The organism is Amycolatopsis sp. NPDC031561 (assembly GCF_055580625.1).
The window spans coordinates 22287-40089 of record NZ_JBVILA010000040.1; the positions used below are offsets into that span (position 1 = coordinate 22287).

Here is a 17803-nt window from a genome sequence, read left to right on the forward strand (position 1 = left end):
CTATGGACTGACGGAGTTCACCGCGGGTCGCCAACCGAACAAGCTGCCGCGCGACGTCACCCAAACGCCCCCGAGCCCAGGTACCGTAGGCGAGATGCGCAAACGGGACGGCCTGGGCGGCCTCGCGGCGCTGCTCGTCCTGATCGCGATGATCGTGCTGGTGACGGCCCTCCTGGTCTTCGGCGTCCTGGCCGCGACGGACTACCTGCCGCGTCACTGATCCGCAGCCTCCCGCGGGTGCACGGCGATGGCGATCTTGCCGCGCGGGCGGCCTCGGCCCTCGCCGGCCGAGCCGCCTTCCAACAATGTGTGCGCCTGCGCGATGTCGTCCAGCGGCACCACGGCGCCGATCACTGGCCTGAGCTTGCCTTCGTCGACCAGACGCCCGATGGCTTCGAGCTTCGCCCGGCCAGGGCTGACGAAGAGGAAGTGGTAGGTCGCGTTCACGGCCCACGCGGCGAGCAGGTTCTGCGGTTCGGGAATGTCCACGATGGACACCACGCGGCCACGGTCGGCGAGGACCTCCGGGCTGCGGGCGAGGGTGTCCCCGCCCACCGTGTCCAGCACGACGTCCACCCCGCCCAGCTCGCGGACCCGCGGCACGTAGTCACCGGCCGAGAAGTCGATCGCGACGCCGGCTCCCAGTCCGGTGACGAACTCGTGATCCCTCGCCCGCGCGGTGGTCACCACCTCGGCTCCCAGCGCGGCGGCGACCTGGACGGCGATCGAGCCGACCCCGCCCGCCCCGCCGTGCACCAGGACCCGTTCCCCTGGCCGCACGGCGGCGCGTTCGACCAGCGCCTCCCACACCGTCACGCCCACGAGCACGAGACCGGCGGCCTCGACGTGCGACAACCGTGCGGGCTTGCGGGCGACCACGTCCTGGTCGACCACGTGGAACTCGGCGTAGGTTCCCTGCCCGGCGAAGATCGGCGCCAGGTACCAGACCTCGTCGCCCGACTGGAAGTCGCCCGCCCCGGGGCCGGTCTCGACCACCACGCCGGACACGTCGTTGCCGATCACCGCGGGCAGCGCGAGCTCGTCGCGGTAGTCGCCGCGCCGGGTTTGCAGGTCGAGCGGGTTCACGGACGTGGCCAGCACGCGCACCAGCACCTGACCGGGTCCGGGAACGGGCCTCGGCAGCTCCCGGACGGCGAACGCGGTGTCCGCGTCACCGAAGCGAACGAGTTCCACCGCACGCATCGAGGTCGACATGCTCCGATCTTATATCGCAATACCTCGAATTGTAAATATGTAGGGCCTACTCCCCCGCCCGCTCGAACTCCCGGATCAGCACGGGGTACTGCTCCCCGCCGTGCCCGGCGGCGATCGCGCGGTCGGCCATCGCCTTGATGAGCCTCGGCAGTTCAGCGTTCACGCCCAGCGCCTCGCTCTCCTCGACCATGTGCGCCATCGCCCGCGCGTCGGTCTCCAAGGCCGACACCTCCGCCGGGAACGAGCCCTGGTCGACCTGCTCGGCATAGCCGGGCAGCCAGCCCGCGACGCCGACGGCGATCTGCTGCGCGAAGGTCGCGTACGTCGCGGCGTCGACACCGGCGGTCCGGAGCATCGCGGTGCCCTGGAGCCACGCGTTCAGGACGCTCCACATCATCGCCAGACCGGCGACGTCGTACAGCGACGCCAGCCCGGGGTCCGCGCCGAGATGACTGACCGTGCCGAGCGCGCCGAGGTCGAAGTCCGGCTCCGGGCCGCTGAGCAGGATCACCGCCTCGTCAGTCCCGATAGACGAGGGGATGGCCATGATCGCGCCGTCCAGGTAGCGGGCGCCGTGCTTTTCCGCCCAGGCGGCGGTTTCCCGCGCCTGTGTGGAGTCGCCCGAGGTCAGGTTGACCAGGGTCGTGCCCTCGAGCCCGGCTTCGCCGAGCAGGTCACGCACGGCCGAGTAGTCGGTGAGGCACACGATCGTCACGCCGCCCGCTTCGAGCGCGTCACCGACGGTGGGCGCGAGCCGCGCCCCCTCGGTCACCAGAGACTCCGCCTTGGCGGCCGTCCGGTTCCATACGGTCGTGGAATGCCCGGCCTTCAGGAACGCGCGGGCGAGCGCGGTACCCATCAGGCCGAGGCCGAGAACTGTCACGGGTGCGGTGGTTTCACTGTTCATGGCAGCATCGTCAACGTTGAGATCGGTATGAAGGTCAAGTGGGGAAGCGATGAAAATCGGGGAACTGAGTCATCGGACGGGCGTCAACGCCCATCAGCTGCGCTATTACGAGGCCCAAGGGCTCCTGGAGGCGGACCGCGCCGCGAACGGCTATCGCGAGTACGACGAGACGGCCTTGCTGCGGGTGAAGCAGATCCGGCATCTGCTCGCCGCGGGCCTGTCATCCGAGGACATCGCGTACCTGCTGCCCTGCGCGATCGGCGAGGAGCCGGAGCTGATCGGCTGCCCCGAACTGCTGGCCGCGATGCGCGAACGGCTCGGGCGGCTCGACGAGCAGATGGCCAAGATCGCGCGGTCCCGCGACGCGCTGGCCGGGTACATCGACGCGGCGGAGCGGACAGGCGCGAAGACCTATCCCCCGTTCGAAGGTGCCGCGTGAGCGAGACACAGGAAGCCGTCCGGTTGCGCGAGCAGGGCACCGACGAGGCCCGCCTGCGGCTGATCGAGCTGGCCGAACGGCACCCGGGGGACGCCGTCATCGCCTACCAGACGGCGTGGGCCCACGATTCTCTCGGCTTCGAGGCCGAAGCCGCTCCCTACTACGAGCGGGCGCTCGCGACCGAAGGTCTGTCCACACAGGACAGGCACGGCGTGTTCGTCGGCCTCGGCAGCACGTATCGCGTCCTCGGCCGGTACGAAGAATCGCTCAAGACCTTGCGCCGCGGCCTCGACGAGTTCCCGGACGACGCGGCGCTCAGGACGTTCCTCGCGATGGCTCTCTACAACGTCGGCGAAGCACGCGAAGCGGCGGGAACGCTGCTGAAGGTGCTCGCCGCGACCAGTGCCGACACCGGGGTCCAGCGATACCGGCGGGCGGTCGAGTACTACGCGGATCACCTGGACGACGTCGAATGATCTCTTATTGACACCTTGTCAACATAGCCCTAACTTTCACCTCATGAGCGCGTACGCCGAAATCACCTACGAGGTCGCCGACCGCATCGCGACGGTCACGCTCAACCGGCCCGAGGCTCGCAACGGCTACACCATCCGCATGGCCGACGAACTCGGCGACGCGATGGACCGGGCCGACCACGACGAGGACGTCCGCGTGGTGATCCTGACCGGCAACGGCAAGGACTTCTCGGTGGGCGCCGACCTCTCGCAGGGCGGATTCGAGTTCGATCCGGAGACCGGGCCGGACGCGGCTTGGCAGGAGCCGGCGGGGCGCTGCTCGAAACGGATCTTCACGATGAACAAACCGGTGATCGCGGCCTTGCGGGGCGCGGCCGTCGGCGGCGGCGTCACGATCACGCTGTCGTGTGATTACCGGCTGGCGTCCACGGATTCGCGCTTCGGTTTCGTGTTCGTCCGCCGCGGGATCTACCCCGAAGGCGCGTCCGCGTGGTTCCTCCCCCGGCTGGTCGGCATGGGCACGGCACTCGACTGGATGATCAGCGGCCGCGTCTTCGGCGTCGAGGAGGCGAAGAACGCCGGGCTGGTCCACAGTGTTCACGAGCCCGAGGAAGTGCTCGGCAAGGCCCGCGAACTGGCGCTCGAGATCGCCACGACCACGTCACCGGTCTCGGTCGCGGTCACCCGGCAGCTGCTGTACCGGATGGCGAGCGCCGCCTCGCCGTTCCCCGTGCACGAACTGGACTCCCGGCTGATCGGCGGCCTGGGCTCCAGCCCGGACGCGATCGAAGGGGTCATGTCCTTCCTGCAGAAACGACCACCGGAGTTCTCCATGCGCGTCGACACCGACCTGCCTGCCTATCTGCCTTGGCGGAACGCGTGACCGCCTATCCCCCGGAACCGTGGAACCTGGCGGGCCAGGCGTACCTGTCGGTGTGGCGTGTCCCGGTGAGCGAACTGCCCGCGCTCCCCGAAGGTGTGGAGCCGGTCGTGGCGGGCGGACGCGCGCAGGTGTTCACCGCCTGGATCGACTACCAGGAGCCCGGGCAGCTGCAATACCACGAGCTGCTGGCGACGGTCGCCGTCCGCGGCAAGCGCCTCTCCAGCTCGATCACCGACATCTGGGTCGACAGCGAGGTTTCGCTGGCCGGAGGACGGGCGCTGTGGGGCATCCCCAAGGACCTCGCCGCGCTCGACTTCACCCACGGCCGGACCTTCACCGCCTCGGCGGCCACCCAGGACGACTGGATCGCGACGGCCGCTTTCACCCCCCGCCCGAGCCTCCCGGTGAAGATGCCCGCCGCCTTCGACGTCGTCCAAATGTTGGACGGACGTCTCACAAGGAGCCCCGTCCGGGCGAAGGCCCGCCCCCATCCGGCGGCGGCCGATTGGCGGATCAACGAGTCCGGACCGTTCGGCTTCCTGGCCGGTCAGCGGCCTGTTCTGAGCGCCCACCTGCGCGACTTCAAGATCGTTTTCGGCGGCTGACCAGCCGCTCAGCGTGATCGGCTAACCCGCCAGGGTGAGACCACGACACGCCACCCATTGGGGCACGTGCAGGCTCCGACCCCTACATGTAGTCTCTGGGAACCGACATCGCCCAGCGACGGGGAGACCGCTCGGGAGCGGTAGTCGGACAGCTTGTGAACCTGCAGCGCACGGCCTTGTCAGGCTTTGTGGTGCTTCAACGCGCCCAATTGGAGACACGCATGTCAGTGGAAACCGGTCAGCGGCCACCTTCGTCTTCGGACACCACGCCCGCGACCGTGCGAGTCATCCGGCGGGACGGCAGCGTGTCCCCCTTCGACGCGAACAAGATCTCGGTCGCCGTGACCAAGGCCTTCCTCGCCGTCGAGGGCGGTGACGCGGCCGCTTCGTCGCGGATCCACCACCTGGTCAACGAATTGACCGAGCAGATCGAAGCCACCCTGCTCCGCCACGCCGGTCCCGAGACCGCGCTGCACATCGAGCAGATCCAGGACATCGTCGAGCTCGCGCTGATGCGCGGCGAGCACCACAAGGTCGCCCGCGCGTACGTCCTTTACCGCGACGAGCGCGCGAAGGCCCGCGAGTCCGAAAAGCCGGCCTCGTCCGACGTCGCCATCAGCGTCAAGGCCGCCGACGGCACGATCCGCCCGCTCGACTGGGCCCGTGTCTCGCACGTGGTCGGCGAGGCCGTCGCCGGGCTCGACGACGTCTCGGCCGAGCCGGTGCTGGCCGAGGCCAAGCGCAACCTCTACGACGGCATCAGCGCCGACGAACTCGCCCTCGCCCAGATCATGGCCGCGCGCGTGCTCGTCGAGCAGGAGCCGAACTACTCCTACGTCAGCGCCCGGCTGCTGGCGGACAAGCTCCGCGGCGAGGCGCTCAGCTACCTCGCGGGCTCGCCCCAGCTGGCCAGCCAGGACGAGATGACCGCCCGGTACCCGCAGTACTTCCGGGACTACCTCAAGCGCGCCATCGAGCTGGAGCTGGTCAACCCCGAGCTGCAGACGTTCGATCTGGACAAGATCACCGCGGCCATCCACGCCGAGCGCGACCTCGACTTCGGCTTCCTCGGCCTGCAGACGCTGTACGACCGGTACTTCCAGCACCACAACGGCGTCCGGTTCGAGCTGCCGCAGGCGTTCTTCATGCGTGTCGCCATGGGTCTCGCGATCCGCGAGGACAACCGTGAAGCCCGCGCCATCGAGTTCTACGAGCTGCTCTCGTCGTTCCACTTCATGGCGTCCACCCCGACGCTGTTCAACTCGGGCACCACGCGCCCGCAGCTGTCGTCCTGCTTCCTGACCACGGTGGACGACGACCTGGACTCGATCTTCCAGGCGTACAAGAACAACGCGCTGCTGGCGAAGTACTCGGGCGGCCTCGGCAACGACTGGACCCCGGTCCGCGGCCTCGGCGCGCACATCAAGGGCACCAACGGCCAGTCGCAGGGTGTCGTGCCGTTCCTCAAGATCGCCAACGACACCGCGGTCGCGGTGAACCAGGGCGGCAAGCGCAAGGGCGCGGCCTGCGCGTACCTCGAGACCTGGCACGTCGACATCGAGGAATTCCTCGACCTGCGCAAGAACACCGGTGACGACCGTCGTCGTACGCACGACATGAACACCGCGAACTGGGTGCCGGACGAGTTCCTCCGCCGGGTCGAGGCCGACGCGCAGTGGACGCTGTTCTCGCCGAACGAGACCCCGGACCTGCACGACCTCTACGGCACCGCGTTCGCCGAGCGCTACCGCGAGTACGAGGCCGCCGCCGAACGCGGTGAGCTGAAGGTCTTCCGCAAGGTCCGCGCGATCGACCTGTGGCGCCGCATGCTGACCATGCTGTTCGAGACCGGCCACCCGTGGATCACCTTCAAGGACCCGTGCAACCTGCGCTCGCCGCAGCAGCACGTGGGTGTCGTGCACTCGTCCAACCTGTGCACCGAGATCACCCTGAACACCACCACGGACGAGGTCGCGGTCTGCAACCTCGGCTCGGTGAACCTGCTCAAGCACGTCACCCCCGAGGGCATCGACGCGAAGCGTCTCGAGAAGACCGTGCGCACCGCCGTCCGCATGCTCGACAACGTGATCGACATCAACTTCTACACCATCCCGGAAGCACGCCGGTCCAACCTGCGGCACCGCCCGATCGGGCTGGGCCTGATGGGCTTCCAGGACGCGCTGTTCGAGATCGGTGTCCCGCTGTCCTCGGAAGAGGCCGTCCAGTTCGCGGACACCAGCATGGAGCACATCAGCTACTACGCGATCTCGGCGTCGACCGACCTCGCCGAGGAGCGCGGCCAGTACCAGACGTTCGAGGGTTCCTTGTGGAGCAAGGGAATCCTGCCGATCGACTCGCTGCAGCTGCTGATCGACGCCCGCCAGGGCGACGCGCTCGACGTCGACACCTCGTCCACTTTGGACTGGGCGCCGCTGCGCGAGCGGGTCAAGACCGTCGGCATGCGCAACTCCAACGTGATGGCGATCGCGCCGACCGCGACGATCTCCAACATCGTGGGCGTCGGGCAGTCGATCGAGCCGCTGTTCCAGAACCTGTTCGTCAAGTCGAACATGTCCGGTGACTTCACCGTGGTGAACCCGCACCTGGTCCGCTCGCTCAAGGAGCGCGGGCTGTGGGACGAGGTCATGGTGTCGGACCTGAAGTACTTCGACGGCAGCCTCGGCCAGATCGACCGCGTGCCGGACGACCTCAAGGCGCTGTACGCGACCGCGTTCGAGATCGAGTCGCGGTGGCTGGTGGACGCCGGTTCGCGTCGTCAGAAGTGGATCGACCAGGCGCAGTCGCTGAACCTGTACATCGCGGCGCCCAGCGGCCGCAAGCTCGACGAGCTGTACCGCTACGCCTGGCACAAGGGCCTCAAGACCACGTACTACCTGCGGGCGCGGTCCGCGACGCACGTGGAGAAGAGCACCCTGCGCGGCACCGACGGCAAGCTGAACGCGGTCTCGGCCACCCCGGCCCCGGCCACACCTTCGGCACCCAAGCCCGCCGCCCCCGCCGCTTCGCCCGCCCCGTCGGCTTCCGCCGCGGTTTCGCCGTCGCCCGCCGCCGCCGTGCCCGCGGTGCCGGTGACCGCCCCGGAACCGAAGGAGATCCCGCAGGTCTCCGACGTCGACTTCGTCGCCACCGACGGCGCCGCCTGCCGCATCGACGACCCCGACTGCGAAGCCTGCCAGTAAACATCCTCGTGAGTGGTAAGGGCGGTTCTAACCGTCCTTACCGCTCACGACACCTCGTGAAGTGAGTTCTCTATGACCACCTTTGACGCTTCCACCGACGCCACCGGCCTCGGTGAGATCGAAGTCGGCGCCGCCCGGATCAACGTCGACGACAAGCGGATGATCAACGCCCGCGCCGACGTCAACCAGCTGCTGCCGATGAAGTACACCTGGGCGTGGGAGAAGTACCTCGCCGGCTGCAACAACCACTGGATGCCGACCGAGGTCGCCATGCAGGCCGACATCGCGCTGTGGAAGTCGGCCGACGGCCTGACCGAGGACGAGCGCACCATGCTCAAGCGCAACCTCGGCTTCTTCGCCACCGCGGAATCGCTGGTGGCCAACAACATCGTGCTCGCGGTGTACCGGCAGATCACCAACCCCGAATGCCGCCAGTACCTGCTGCGCCAGGCGTTCGAGGAGGCCGTGCACACGCACACCTTCCAGTACATCTGCGAAAGCCTCGGCCTGGTCGAGGGCGAGCTGTTCAACATGTACCGCGAGGTCCCCTCCATCTCGGAGAAGGACGCGTGGGCGCTGAAGTACACGCAGAACCTGGAGAACCCGGACTTCGAGACCGGTACCCCCGAGGCCGACCAGAACTTCCTGCGTGACCTGGTCGCGTTCTACGTGATCTTCGAGGGCATGTGGTTCTACACCGGCTTCGCGCAGATCCTCTCGCTCGGCCGCCGGAACAAGATGATCGGCATCGCCGAGCAGTACCAGTACATCCTGCGCGACGAGTCGATCCACCTGAACTTCGGCATCGACTGCATCAACCAGATCAAGATCGAGAACCCGCACCTGTGGACCGAGGAGTTCCAGGCGGAGATCCGCGGCATGCTGACCGAGGCCTGTGAACTCGAGGTCTCCTACGCCCGCGACACCATGCCCCGCGGCATGCTCGGGCTGTCGGCCGAGCTGATCGAGCAGTACATGCACTTCATCACCGACCGGCGCGCGCAGCAGATCGGCCTCCAGCCGATCTTCGGCGAGACGGAGAACCCGTTCCCGTGGATGTCGGAGGCGATGGACCTCAAGAAGGAGAAGAACTTCTTCGAGACCCGCGTCATCGAGTACCAGTCCGGTGGCGCCCTCGACTGGGACTGATCCCCCGGTCGGCGTAACCGCTTGCGCGTGAAGGCCCCCTTCCCTCGGCTGAGCCGAGGGAAGGGGGCCTTCACGCGCTTCAGCCGACTGAGGTTCATCACATGTCCAGCGGGGCCGCGGCGGGCGTGGGTACGCTGCAGGGTGCTACTGGTTCGCCCGGCCTCCCAGGCCGGTCGAGGTAACAGGGAACCCGGTGAGAATCCGGGACTGCCCCGCAGCGGTATGTGGGAACGAAAGCCGTCACCGTGCGAGACACGGTAAAGCACTGGGGCATGGCGCCCCGGGAAGCGACGGCCGGTAGGAGCGAGCGAGTCGCCCACGAGTCCGAAGACCTGCCCGTGGTGCGCGCGCCGACGGCGTGCGTGAGTCCGGGCCTCGTGGGATGGGCGCGACCGAAACCGCGGTCATTCCTGCGCGCTCCGGGCTCTGACGACAAGCTCGCGAGGAGAGAGCTGTGACCGAAATCGGCACCACTGTGCTGGGCTACCCCCGGATCGGACCGGACCGGGAACTCAAGCGTTCACTCGAACGCTACTGGGCGGGCAAGATCGACGAAGCCGCGTTGCTGGAGACCGGCCGCGCGCTGCGTACGCAAACCTGGCGGGAACTCAAGGACGCGGGACTGGACTCCGTCCCCTCCAACACGTTCTCCCACTACGACCAGGTGCTCGACACCGCCGAGCTGTTCGGAGCGCTGCCGGAGCGCGTCACGAAGCTCGGTCTCTCACCGCTCGACACCTACTTCGCCGCCGCTCGCGGGGTGCAGGACGCGCCCGCGATGGAGATGACGAAGTGGTTCGACACGAACTACCACTACATCGTCCCCGAACTCGGGCCGGACACCCGATTCTCGGTCGCCGGCTCCAAGCCGCTCGACGAGTACCGCGAGGCCCGCGCGGTCGGCGTCGAGACACGGCCGGTGCTGGTGGGCCCGGTGACGTTCTTGCTGCTCGCGAAGGCCGCCGAGGGTGCTCCGGAGGGCTTCCGCCCGCTGGACCTTCTCGACAACCTTCTCGACGGCTACGTCGAACTGCTGCGGCGCCTGCATGACGAAGGCGTCGAGTGGGTCCAGCTCGACGAGCCCGCCTTCGCCGGCGACCGCACCGAGCCGGAGCTCAACGCGCTCATCCGCGCCTACCACCGGCTCGCGAAGGAGACCGCGCGCCCGAAGATCCTGGTCGCCGGATACTTCGGCGGTCTCGGCCGGGGACTGGGTGTGCTCGCCCGTTCCCCGATCGACGCCCTCGCCGTCGACCTCGTCACCGATGAGTCCTTTGTGGACGCCGTCGCGGCCGAACCCGCCTTGCGCGACAAGGAGGTCCTGGCCGGTGTCGTGGACGGGCGCAACGTCTGGCGCACCGACCCGACCCGTGCGCTCAGCCGGGCGGCGACGCTGCTCGGCACCGCGAAGTCGGTCAGCGTCTCGACGTCGTGCTCGCTGCTGCACGTGCCTTACGACGTCGAGCGGGAGGCCGAGCTCCACCCGCGGCTCAAGGGCTGGCTCGCGTTCGCCAAGCAGAAGGTCGACGAGGTCGTCCTGCTCGGCCGCGCACTGAAGGAGGAGGGCGTCGACCTCTCCGCCGCCCGTGCGGCGGCCACGGACCGCGCCACGGCGGCCGACCTGGCCGACGCCGGGGTCCGTGCCCGGCTGGAGGCGCTGCGGCCGGAGGACACCGTCCGCTCCCCCTACGCGCGGCGCGCGGCGGCCCAGCAGGCCGCGCTGGCCCTGCCGCCGTTGCCGAGCACGACGATCGGCTCGTTCCCCCAGACCACCGACGTCCGCAAGGCCCGCGCCGCGCACAAGGCGGGCTCGCTGGACGACGCCGGGTACGAGGCCGCGATGAAGGCGGAGATCGAGCGCGTCATCCGGCTGCAGGAGGATCTGGGCCTTGACGTGCTGGTGCACGGCGAGCCCGAGCGCAACGACATGGTGCAGTACTTCGCCGAGCGGCTGGCCGGGTTCGCGGCCACCGACTTCGGCTGGGTGCAGTCCTACGGCTCGCGGTGTGTCCGGCCGCCGATCCTGTACGGCGACGTCTCCCGTCCCGAGCCGATGACCGTCGAGTGGGCGCGCTACGCGCAAAGCCTGACCGGCAAACCCGTCAAGGGCATGCTGACCGGACCGGTGACGATCCTGGCGTGGTCGTTCGTCCGCGACGACCAGCCGCTGGGCGAGACCGCCCGCCAGGTGGCACTGGCCATCCGCGACGAGGTGCACGACCTGCAGGCGGCCGGCATCCGCGTCATCCAGGTGGACGAGCCGGCACTACGGGAACTGCTCCCGCTGCGCGCGGCGGCGCACGAGGCGTACTTCTCCTGGGCGGTTTCGTCGTTCCGGCTGGCGACGTCCGGGATCGACGACGCGACACAGATCCACACGCACATGTGCTATTCGGAGTTCGGTGAGGTGGTGAAGGCGATCGACGCACTCGACGCCGACGTCACCAGCATCGAGGCCGCGCGGTCGAAGATGGAGGTCGTCACCGACCTCGGCGCGGCGGGCTTCGGCCGCGGCGTCGGGCCGGGCGTGTACGACATCCACTCGCCGCGCGTCCCCGGCGTCGACGAGGTCAGCGGGCTGCTGCGGACCGCCGTCGGCGCCGTGCCCGCCGAGCGGATCTGGGTCAACCCGGACTGCGGGCTGAAGACCCGCGGTTACGCCGAGGTGGAGCCGGCCCTGCGGAACCTGGTCGCGGCCGCGAACGCGGTCCGGTCCGAGCTGGGCTGATCTGATCTAATCTGATCTGTCAGGAAAGGGGCTTTCAGGACGAAAAACGTCTTGAAAGCCCCTTTCCTGACACTCCCGGGGTTGACATCCGCCAGGGTATTGTCAACCTGCCAACAAGAGTGCGATGGTGGGTCGGTAGCCGGTCTCAACGGGGAGATGGTCACCATGGCGAACGCCGTCGAAAAGGTCACCGGGGCACTGCGTGAGCGGGTCCCTCCGCTCACCTCGATCCCCCTGCCGCGTTCGGTCGACCAGCGCTGGCTCGGCGCGACCTGGCCGGTCCGCGAACTCGCGCCCGCCCCGCCGGGTCTCAAACCCGTCCTCGGCGACGAAGGCCCGCCCGTCATCGGGCACGCGCTGGACTTCATGCGCTTCGGCATCGAGTTCGGCCTCAAGCGCCACGAGACCTATGGCCCGGTGTCGTGGATGGGCGCGTTCGGCCGCCGCATCGTCGCCCTCTCCGGTCCCGAGGCCACCCAGATCGCGCTGGTGAACAAGGACAAGGCCTTCTCCCAGGAGGGCTGGAAGTTCTTCATCGAGCAGTTCTTCGACCGCGGCCTGATGCTGCTCGATTTCGGCGAGCACCATCTGCACCGCCGGATCATGCAGGCGGCGTTCACGAGGCAGCGGCTCACCGGGTACGTCGACCAGATGGGACCGGCCCTGCGCGAGGGCATCGCCACGTGGGCGGACCGGCCGAACCCGCGGATCTACTGGTCTCTCAAGCAACTCACGCTCGACGTCGCGACACGCGTGTTCATGGGCATGCGGTCCGGCGACGACGCGGCCGCGATCAACCGCGCGTTCGTGAATTCCGTGCGCGCGGGCACGGCCATCGTGCGCTTCCCCGTTCCCGGTGGCCGCTGGGCGGCGGGATTGCACGGCCGCAAGGTCCTCGAACGCTACTTCGCGGCGAATCTGCCTGCGAAGCGGCGAAGCGACGGAGAAGACCTCTTCACCGCCTTGTGCCACGCCACCACCGAAGACGGTGACCGCTTCACCGACTCCGACGTCGTCAACCACATGATCTTCCTGATGATGGCCGCGCACGACACGTCGACCATCACCAGCGCCGCCGCCGTCTACCACCTCGCCAAGAACCCCGAGTGGCAGGAACGCGCGCGCCAGGAGTCCCTCGCGCTCGGCGACGACGTACCGGACATCGAGGCACTGGAGACCCTGACCACGCTGGACCTGGTGATCAAGGAATCCTTGCGGCTGGTGGCCCCGGTTCCTTCGCTGGCAAGGAAAACCGTGAAGGACACCGAGGTTCTCGGGCACTTCATTCCCGAAGGGACACTGGTCGGGGTTTCCCCCACCGTCAACCATTTCGCGCCGGAGTACTGGACCGACCCGATGCGGTTCGACCCGGACCGCTTCGGCGAGGAACGCCGCGAGGACAAGTCGCATCGCTACGCGTGGATGCCGTTCGGCGGCGGCGCGCACAAGTGCATCGGTCTGCATTTCGGGACGTTCGAAGTGAAGGCGCTGCTGCACGAGATGCTCCGGGCGTACCGGTGGTCGGTCCCGGAGGACTACACCGCACGCTGGGATTACGTCTCGCTGCCCGTCCCCGCGGACGGCCTGCCGATCAGACTTGAGACACGCTGAATCCCGACTAAAGGGACATCCACGATCGAGTACTCTTGGTAACCTCTGGTCACCACTCGTGTAGCAGTGATCACCCTTTCAGCCGGTAGACACCCCGTATCGAGCATGATGCCGTGGCACTACTCCCGGTCGGCTCATACCTAGTGTGGGCCCGTGGGCTCGGACACCCGGTCTGAGCTGGCCATAAACCGCGCATGAAGAGGTGAAGTGTGCCTGAGCCTGGTTCCGCGCCAGGGTTGGTGGACGTCGCTCGGAGATGGGCCGCGACGCTCGCTGACACTAAAGGAGTATCGCTTCCCCAGGAGCAACTCGAACGACTCTTGCTCGGCGTCGCCCAGGACGCCGTCCGGACCGAGCCCGACCACAAGCCCGCTCTGCTGCGGTTCTCCAAGCTCTATTCCGCCTCTCCCATCGGGATCGCGCTCGCCGACTCCGACGGCAGGATCGTCGAGGCGAACGTCGCGCTCGGCAAACTCCTCGGCTGCCGCCCGTCGGCGCTGCGCGGACGGAACATCGCCGACCTCGGCTCGGCCGACCACGACGTCTCCCGGCTGCGGAACGGGCTCTCCCAGCTCATGAAGCTCAGCCAGCCGACCCAGCAGGAACGCCTGCTGCTGGACCACACCGAGGAAGGCGCGCTCTGGGTCGACGTGACCCTGACCGACCTCCCCGGCGACCGGCCCGGCTCGGCGTACCCGGTGCTGATGGTCTCCGACGCCAACGAGATCCACCTGCTGCAGGAACGACTGCTGCACCAGAACGTGCACGACGCGCTGACCGGCCTGCCGAACGCCACCGCGTTCGGCAACGCCCTCGAAACCGCGTTGGCCGGATCCGGCGGCGAGCAGATCGCGCTCGTCTATCTCGACGTCGACGGCTTCAAGGTGATCAACGACGGTCTCGGCGCCGGCGTCGGCGACCAGGTGCTGCGCGGGGTCGCGACCAAACTCAAGGCCGTGTTCTCCGGCAGGCACAACGCTTCCGTCGCCCGGCTGTCCGGCGACGGGTTCGCCGTCCTGCTGCGCGGGGAGTTCACCTCGCCTCAGGTGATCGATCTCGTCGAGCAGGCCCTGGAGGAACTGGTCGAGCCGATCTACCTCGGCGGGCACGGCATCGGGGTCAGCGCGAGCGCCGGCATCGTCGTCCGCCCGGTCGCCGACGGCGGACCGGAGGACCTGCTCAGGGCCGCGGAGATCGCGCTGCACCGCGCCAAGGAGGCGGGCAAGGCGCAGTGGATGCTGTTCGACCCGGAGCTCGACGCGCGTGACCGCGGGCGCTATCAGCTCGGCGCGGTCATCGCGGGCGCGCTGGAGAACGGCGAGTTCTCGCTGATCTACCAGCCGACGGTGAAGCTCGCGAACCCGGACCAGCTGGCCGCGGTGAACGCGGGGCTGCGCTGGACCCACCCGGAGAAGGGCGAACTGGACTCCGACGAGTTCTATCCGCTGGCTCAGACCACCGGGATGACCATCCCGCTCGGCCGGTGGCTGCTGGCGGAATCGCTCGCCGCCACCGCGCGCTGGCGGCAGCGGTTCGGCGACGCGGCACCGGATGTCTGCGTGCGGCTGCCGAACCGGCTGGCCATCGACCCCGATCTGGTGATGCTGGTCAAGGAGCAGCTCGATCGGCACAGCCTGCCCGCGCAGGCGTTGCGGCTGTGCACCGACCGAGAGTCCGTGCTCGACCCGCGCGGCGAGGTGCTGGACTCCTTCGCCGTGCTGTCCGATCTGGGCGCCCAGCTGGTGCTGACCATCTCCGGCTCGGCAGATCTGGAACTGATCCCGCAGCACCGGCTCCCGGTCCGTCACGTGATCCTGTCCGGCGCGGTGATCGACGCGCTGGCCGACGGCGAGGACGAGGCAGACGTCCGTCACCTGTGCCAGCTGGTCACCAGGGCCAAGGAGCTGAAACTGCGGATCGGCGCGGAGGGCGTCCGCAGCCACGAACAGGCCGAGCGGCTGCGGCGGCACGGCGTGCTCGCGGCACGCGGTTCGTTCGTCGCCGATTCCGCGACCGGGGACGAGGTCGACGAGCTGATCGAACGGCACGCCCACTGACGTGACAGGATCCCGTCATGGACCAAGGTGACATCGCCCCGGACTTCACCCTGCCCGACGACAAGGGCGAGGAGCGCACGCTGTCGGACTTCCTCTCGTCCGGCCCCGTCGTGCTGTTCTTCTACCCTGCCGCGATGATGGCTTGTCACTGACCGCCGAGAGCTGCCACTTCCGCGACCTCGCCGCGGAATTCGCCGAACTGGGCGCGCACCGCGTCGGCATCAGCCCGGACGCCGTCGCCAAACAGCAGGAGTTCTCGGCCAAACACGGCTTCGACTATCCCCTGCTGTCCGATGTGGACGGTGTGGTGGCGAAACAGTTCGGTGTGTGGCGCAAGTTCAGTCCGCTGCACGCCAAACGGCACACGTTCGTCATCGACACCGACCGCAAGGTCCTCGAAGTGATCAAGAGCGAACTGAAGTTCACCGTGCACGCCGACAAGGCACTCGCGGCCCTGCGCGAACGGCAAGCCTAAGGACGCTTGAGCCGCCAGATCCGGTTGACGCCCGCGCAGGCGGGGGCGAACGGCGGCTCGGCGGTTTCCTCACCGGTCATCGTGAACCCCAGCCTCGCGGGCACGGCGCCACTCGCGACGTTCTCCTCGTCGTGCCGGATCTCGACCTCGGGCGCACCGAGCCGGAATGCCTCGGCGGTCAGCAGCCGCGCGGCCCTCGTCACCAGGCCGCGGCCGGTGTGGTGACGGCTGAGCCAGTAGCCGATCTCGATCCGGTCCGGATGCGTGATCATGCCCGAGGCACCGACGACGTCACCGTCGGCGAAGATCGCGAAGTCGTAGGTCTTGCCTTCGGCCCAGTTGCGCGCGGTGGTTTCGAGGAAGTTGGCGGCTTCTCGGCGGCCGTAGCCGTTGGTGGCCCAGATCTGCCAAGCACCGAGATGCTCGGCGGAGTCCCCCGCGACAGCGGCCAAGGTGTCGAGTTGCTCCGGCTTCCAGCGGCGCAGGACGACGACGTCGTCGGCGAGGGTTTCGGCGGGCGCTTCCATCGCCCCATGGTGCCTCGCCGTCGCTCCGGACGCCTCCGGTTTTCGCGCGCCGGGCGAGCCGTACGGATGTCATGAAAGGGGCTTTCAAGACGTTTTTCGTCTTGAAAGCCCCTTTCATGACACTTGGCGAGGCGGCTTCGTGGTCACCGAGGCCCACCAGTCACAGCAACCACCGCCGGAGAGCAGGGGTCACACCCGCTCCCCAACGCTATGAAAGGCCCGTTACTTGCAAATTTTGCAAGTAACGGGCCTTTCATAGCGTCCGGAACACCACGGATCAGGTGAGAATCGCGCTGTCCGGGATCTCCGTGTCGTTCTTCAAAGCGTCGAAAAGCAGCTTCGACTTGGTCTTGTCCCAGTTCTCCGCCGAGCCGTTGGTCACCGGGACCGTCGTGGTGACGACGCCGCCCGACGAGATCCCGCGCATCGCCAGCGCCAGCCCGACCAGGTTGTGCACGTGGTCGCCCGAATCCATCGTCAGCGCGTCGGGCGCCGTGGACAGCAGCGGGAACAGCGAGAACGGGTTCAGCAGCGTGCCGGGGCTGCCGATCTCGCTGACCAGCGCACCGATGAACTTCCGCTGGTTGGCGACACGGTCGAGGTCCGACCGCGGGGTGGCCTCGCTGTGCCGCATGCGGACGAAGCCGAGCGCCTGCGGGCCCTGGAGGTCCTGACAGCCCGCCGGGATCTTGATGCCGGTGAGGGTGTCCTCCATCGGCTTCTCGACGCACATGTTGACCCCGCCGATCGCGTCGACGATCTTGGCGAACCCGCCGAACCCGATCTCGGCGTAGTGGTCGATCCGCAGGCCGGTGGCGCCTTCGACGGTCTGCGCGAGCAGCACGGGGCCGCCGATCGAGAACGCGGCGTTGATCTTGTTCTTGCCGTGCCCCGGGATGGCCACCTGCGAGTCGCGCGGGAGGCTCAGCAGCGTCGGCTTGGTGCTGTTGTCCGGGACGTGCGCGATCATGATGGTGTCGGTCCGCTTGCCGCCGCCGGCGGCCTTGACGTCACCGGTGACGAGCTTCTCCTGCTCCTCCGGGGTCAGCCCGTCCCGGCTGTCGGAGCCCACGATCAGCCAGTTGGTGCCCTCGGCCGCGACGGGGCGGCCGGAGTAGTCGGCCAGCGCGTCGACGCGGTTGATGGAGAACTCCAGGTACACCCACACTCCGGCGAGGAACACCACGAACACGGTCAGCAACGTGACCAGCACCTTGCCGAAGCCGAAGCGCTTGCGTCGCCGCGGCGGGCGCGCGCCGTCCATCGGGCGGCCCGGCGGGGGCCCCGGACGGCGCGGTGGCGGACCGGCGGGACGCTCGGCGCCTCCGTGCCCCATGGGCGCCGTCCGCTCGTCGTACGGGCTGCTCCCCCGGCCCGGCAGGGGCATCATCTGCGCGGGCTGGTGCCGCCGGGGGCGGCCGGACGGCGGCCGCTGTGGCGGCATCCGTCGCCCTCGGTCGTCGCCTCCATACGTCATGCCGAATCACCCGTCCCGATTTCGCGTGTGGGGCCCAGTCAACCGCAGACCCTA

General features: G+C 68.4%; 14 protein-coding genes, 1 pseudogene and 1 riboswitch. Of the genes and pseudogenes, 11 read left to right on the forward strand and 4 right to left on the reverse strand.

Annotated features, from left to right (window positions below; all coding sequences use genetic code 11):
• Window positions 1–94: 94 nt before the first annotated feature.
• Window positions 95–220 carry a hypothetical protein gene (locus ACZ5IK_RS42490; RefSeq protein WP_465492903.1) on the forward strand — a complete coding sequence of 42 codons (126 nt, stop codon included), beginning with the start codon at window positions 95–97 and terminating at the stop codon, window positions 218–220.
• Here the strand turns inward: ACZ5IK_RS42490 and ACZ5IK_RS42495 are convergent.
• Together ACZ5IK_RS42495 and ACZ5IK_RS42500 are read right to left on the reverse strand one after the other, a co-directional pair.
• Window positions 214–1215: a zinc-binding dehydrogenase gene (locus ACZ5IK_RS42495; protein WP_465492904.1), complete on the reverse strand. Its 1002-nt coding sequence runs from the start codon at window positions 1213–1215 to the stop codon at window positions 214–216. The two genes, ACZ5IK_RS42490 and ACZ5IK_RS42495, sit on opposite strands and share 7 nt — an antisense overlap.
• 46 nt (window positions 1216–1261) lie before the next feature.
• A complete protein-coding gene (locus ACZ5IK_RS42500) occupies window positions 1262–2122 on the reverse strand; it encodes an NAD(P)-dependent oxidoreductase (protein ID WP_465492905.1) in 861 nt (286 codons plus the stop codon).
• Window positions 2123–2171: 49 nt separating this feature from the next.
• Here ACZ5IK_RS42500 and ACZ5IK_RS42505 point away from each other — a divergent pair, with 49 nt between their 5' ends.
• The 10 genes and pseudogenes from ACZ5IK_RS42505 to ACZ5IK_RS42550 all read left to right on the forward strand — a co-directional run bounded on the left by ACZ5IK_RS42505 (window position 2172) and on the right by ACZ5IK_RS42550 (window position 15745).
• On the forward strand, window positions 2172–2561 hold the full coding sequence (locus ACZ5IK_RS42505; RefSeq protein ID WP_465492906.1) for a MerR family transcriptional regulator: 390 nt from the start codon (window positions 2172–2174) through the stop codon (window positions 2559–2561).
• The gene (locus ACZ5IK_RS42510; protein ID WP_465492907.1) at window positions 2558–3037 is read left to right on the forward strand and encodes a tetratricopeptide repeat protein; all 480 of its coding nucleotides are present in this window, start codon (window positions 2558–2560) and stop codon (window positions 3035–3037) included. The genes ACZ5IK_RS42505 and ACZ5IK_RS42510 overlap by 4 nt, the downstream gene beginning before the upstream one ends.
• A gap of 43 nt (window positions 3038–3080) precedes the next feature.
• Window positions 3081–3920, forward strand: coding sequence for an enoyl-CoA hydratase-related protein (locus ACZ5IK_RS42515; RefSeq protein ID WP_465492908.1), 840 nt, complete (start codon window positions 3081–3083; stop codon window positions 3918–3920).
• The gene (locus ACZ5IK_RS42520; RefSeq protein WP_465492909.1) at window positions 3917–4525 is read left to right on the forward strand and encodes an acetoacetate decarboxylase family protein; all 609 of its coding nucleotides are present in this window, start codon (window positions 3917–3919) and stop codon (window positions 4523–4525) included. The genes ACZ5IK_RS42515 and ACZ5IK_RS42520 overlap by 4 nt, the downstream gene beginning before the upstream one ends.
• A gap of 221 nt (window positions 4526–4746) precedes the next feature.
• On the forward strand, window positions 4747–7725 hold the full coding sequence (locus tag ACZ5IK_RS42525) for a ribonucleoside-diphosphate reductase subunit alpha (RefSeq protein ID WP_101606830.1): 2979 nt from the start codon (window positions 4747–4749) through the stop codon (window positions 7723–7725).
• 72 nt (window positions 7726–7797) lie between these two features.
• Window positions 7798–8874, forward strand: a complete 1077-nt coding sequence (locus ACZ5IK_RS42530; RefSeq protein ID WP_101606829.1) for a ribonucleotide-diphosphate reductase subunit beta — start codon at window positions 7798–7800, stop codon at window positions 8872–8874.
• Window positions 8875–9005: 131 nt separating this feature from the next.
• Window positions 9006–9228: riboswitch (cobalamin riboswitch) on the forward strand.
• A 100-nt stretch (window positions 9229–9328) separates the two neighbouring features.
• Window positions 9329–11602 carry a 5-methyltetrahydropteroyltriglutamate--homocysteine S-methyltransferase gene (gene metE / locus ACZ5IK_RS42535; RefSeq protein ID WP_465492910.1) on the forward strand — a complete coding sequence of 758 codons (2274 nt, stop codon included), beginning with the start codon at window positions 9329–9331 and terminating at the stop codon, window positions 11600–11602.
• Between the two features lie 165 nt (window positions 11603–11767).
• Window positions 11768–13213: a cytochrome P450 gene (locus ACZ5IK_RS42540; protein WP_465492911.1), complete on the forward strand. Its 1446-nt coding sequence runs from the start codon at window positions 11768–11770 to the stop codon at window positions 13211–13213.
• A 239-nt stretch (window positions 13214–13452) separates the two neighbouring features.
• Window positions 13453–15270, forward strand: a complete 1818-nt coding sequence (locus tag ACZ5IK_RS42545) for a putative bifunctional diguanylate cyclase/phosphodiesterase (RefSeq protein ID WP_465492926.1) — start codon at window positions 13453–13455, stop codon at window positions 15268–15270.
• A 17-nt stretch (window positions 15271–15287) separates the two neighbouring features.
• Window positions 15288–15745, forward strand: a pseudogene (locus ACZ5IK_RS42550) (peroxiredoxin).
• Here ACZ5IK_RS42550 and ACZ5IK_RS42555 read toward each other — a convergent pair.
• Together ACZ5IK_RS42555 and ACZ5IK_RS42560 are read right to left on the reverse strand one after the other, a co-directional pair.
• The gene (locus ACZ5IK_RS42555) at window positions 15742–16272 is read right to left on the reverse strand and encodes a GNAT family N-acetyltransferase (RefSeq protein WP_465492912.1); all 531 of its coding nucleotides are present in this window, start codon (window positions 16270–16272) and stop codon (window positions 15742–15744) included. The pseudogene ACZ5IK_RS42550 and the gene ACZ5IK_RS42555 sit on opposite strands and share 4 nt — an antisense overlap.
• Before the next feature lie 277 nt (window positions 16273–16549).
• Window positions 16550–17716 (reverse strand): LCP family protein, encoded by a 1167-nt coding sequence (locus ACZ5IK_RS42560; protein WP_236781097.1) that lies wholly within the window; start codon window positions 17714–17716, stop codon window positions 16550–16552.
• Window positions 17717–17803: the final 87 nt, after the last annotated feature.

What these genes read in the sequence shown, in the direction of transcription:
- ACZ5IK_RS42555 (WP_465492912.1), bottom strand. Translation starts at nt 16,272, where the DNA reads ATGGAAGCGCCCGCCGAAACCCTCGCCGACGACGTCGTCGTCCTGCGC.
- ACZ5IK_RS42490 (WP_465492903.1), top strand. Translation starts at nt 95, where the DNA reads ATGCGCAAACGGGACGGCCTGGGCGGCCTCGCGGCGCTGCTCGTCCTG.
- ACZ5IK_RS42500 (WP_465492905.1), bottom strand. Translation starts at nt 2,122, where the DNA reads ATGAACAGTGAAACCACCGCACCCGTGACAGTTCTCGGCCTCGGCCTG.
- ACZ5IK_RS42530 (WP_101606829.1), top strand. Translation starts at nt 7,798, where the DNA reads ATGACCACCTTTGACGCTTCCACCGACGCCACCGGCCTCGGTGAGATC.
- ACZ5IK_RS42560 (WP_236781097.1), bottom strand. Translation starts at nt 17,716, where the DNA reads ATGCCGCCACAGCGGCCGCCGTCCGGCCGCCCCCGGCGGCACCAGCCC.
- ACZ5IK_RS42495 (WP_465492904.1), bottom strand. Translation starts at nt 1,215, where the DNA reads ATGTCGACCTCGATGCGTGCGGTGGAACTCGTTCGCTTCGGTGACGCG.
- ACZ5IK_RS42540 (WP_465492911.1), top strand. Translation starts at nt 11,768, where the DNA reads ATGGCGAACGCCGTCGAAAAGGTCACCGGGGCACTGCGTGAGCGGGTC.
- ACZ5IK_RS42505 (WP_465492906.1), top strand. Translation starts at nt 2,172, where the DNA reads ATGAAAATCGGGGAACTGAGTCATCGGACGGGCGTCAACGCCCATCAG.
- ACZ5IK_RS42515 (WP_465492908.1), top strand. Translation starts at nt 3,081, where the DNA reads ATGAGCGCGTACGCCGAAATCACCTACGAGGTCGCCGACCGCATCGCG.
- ACZ5IK_RS42525 (WP_101606830.1), top strand. Translation starts at nt 4,747, where the DNA reads ATGTCAGTGGAAACCGGTCAGCGGCCACCTTCGTCTTCGGACACCACG.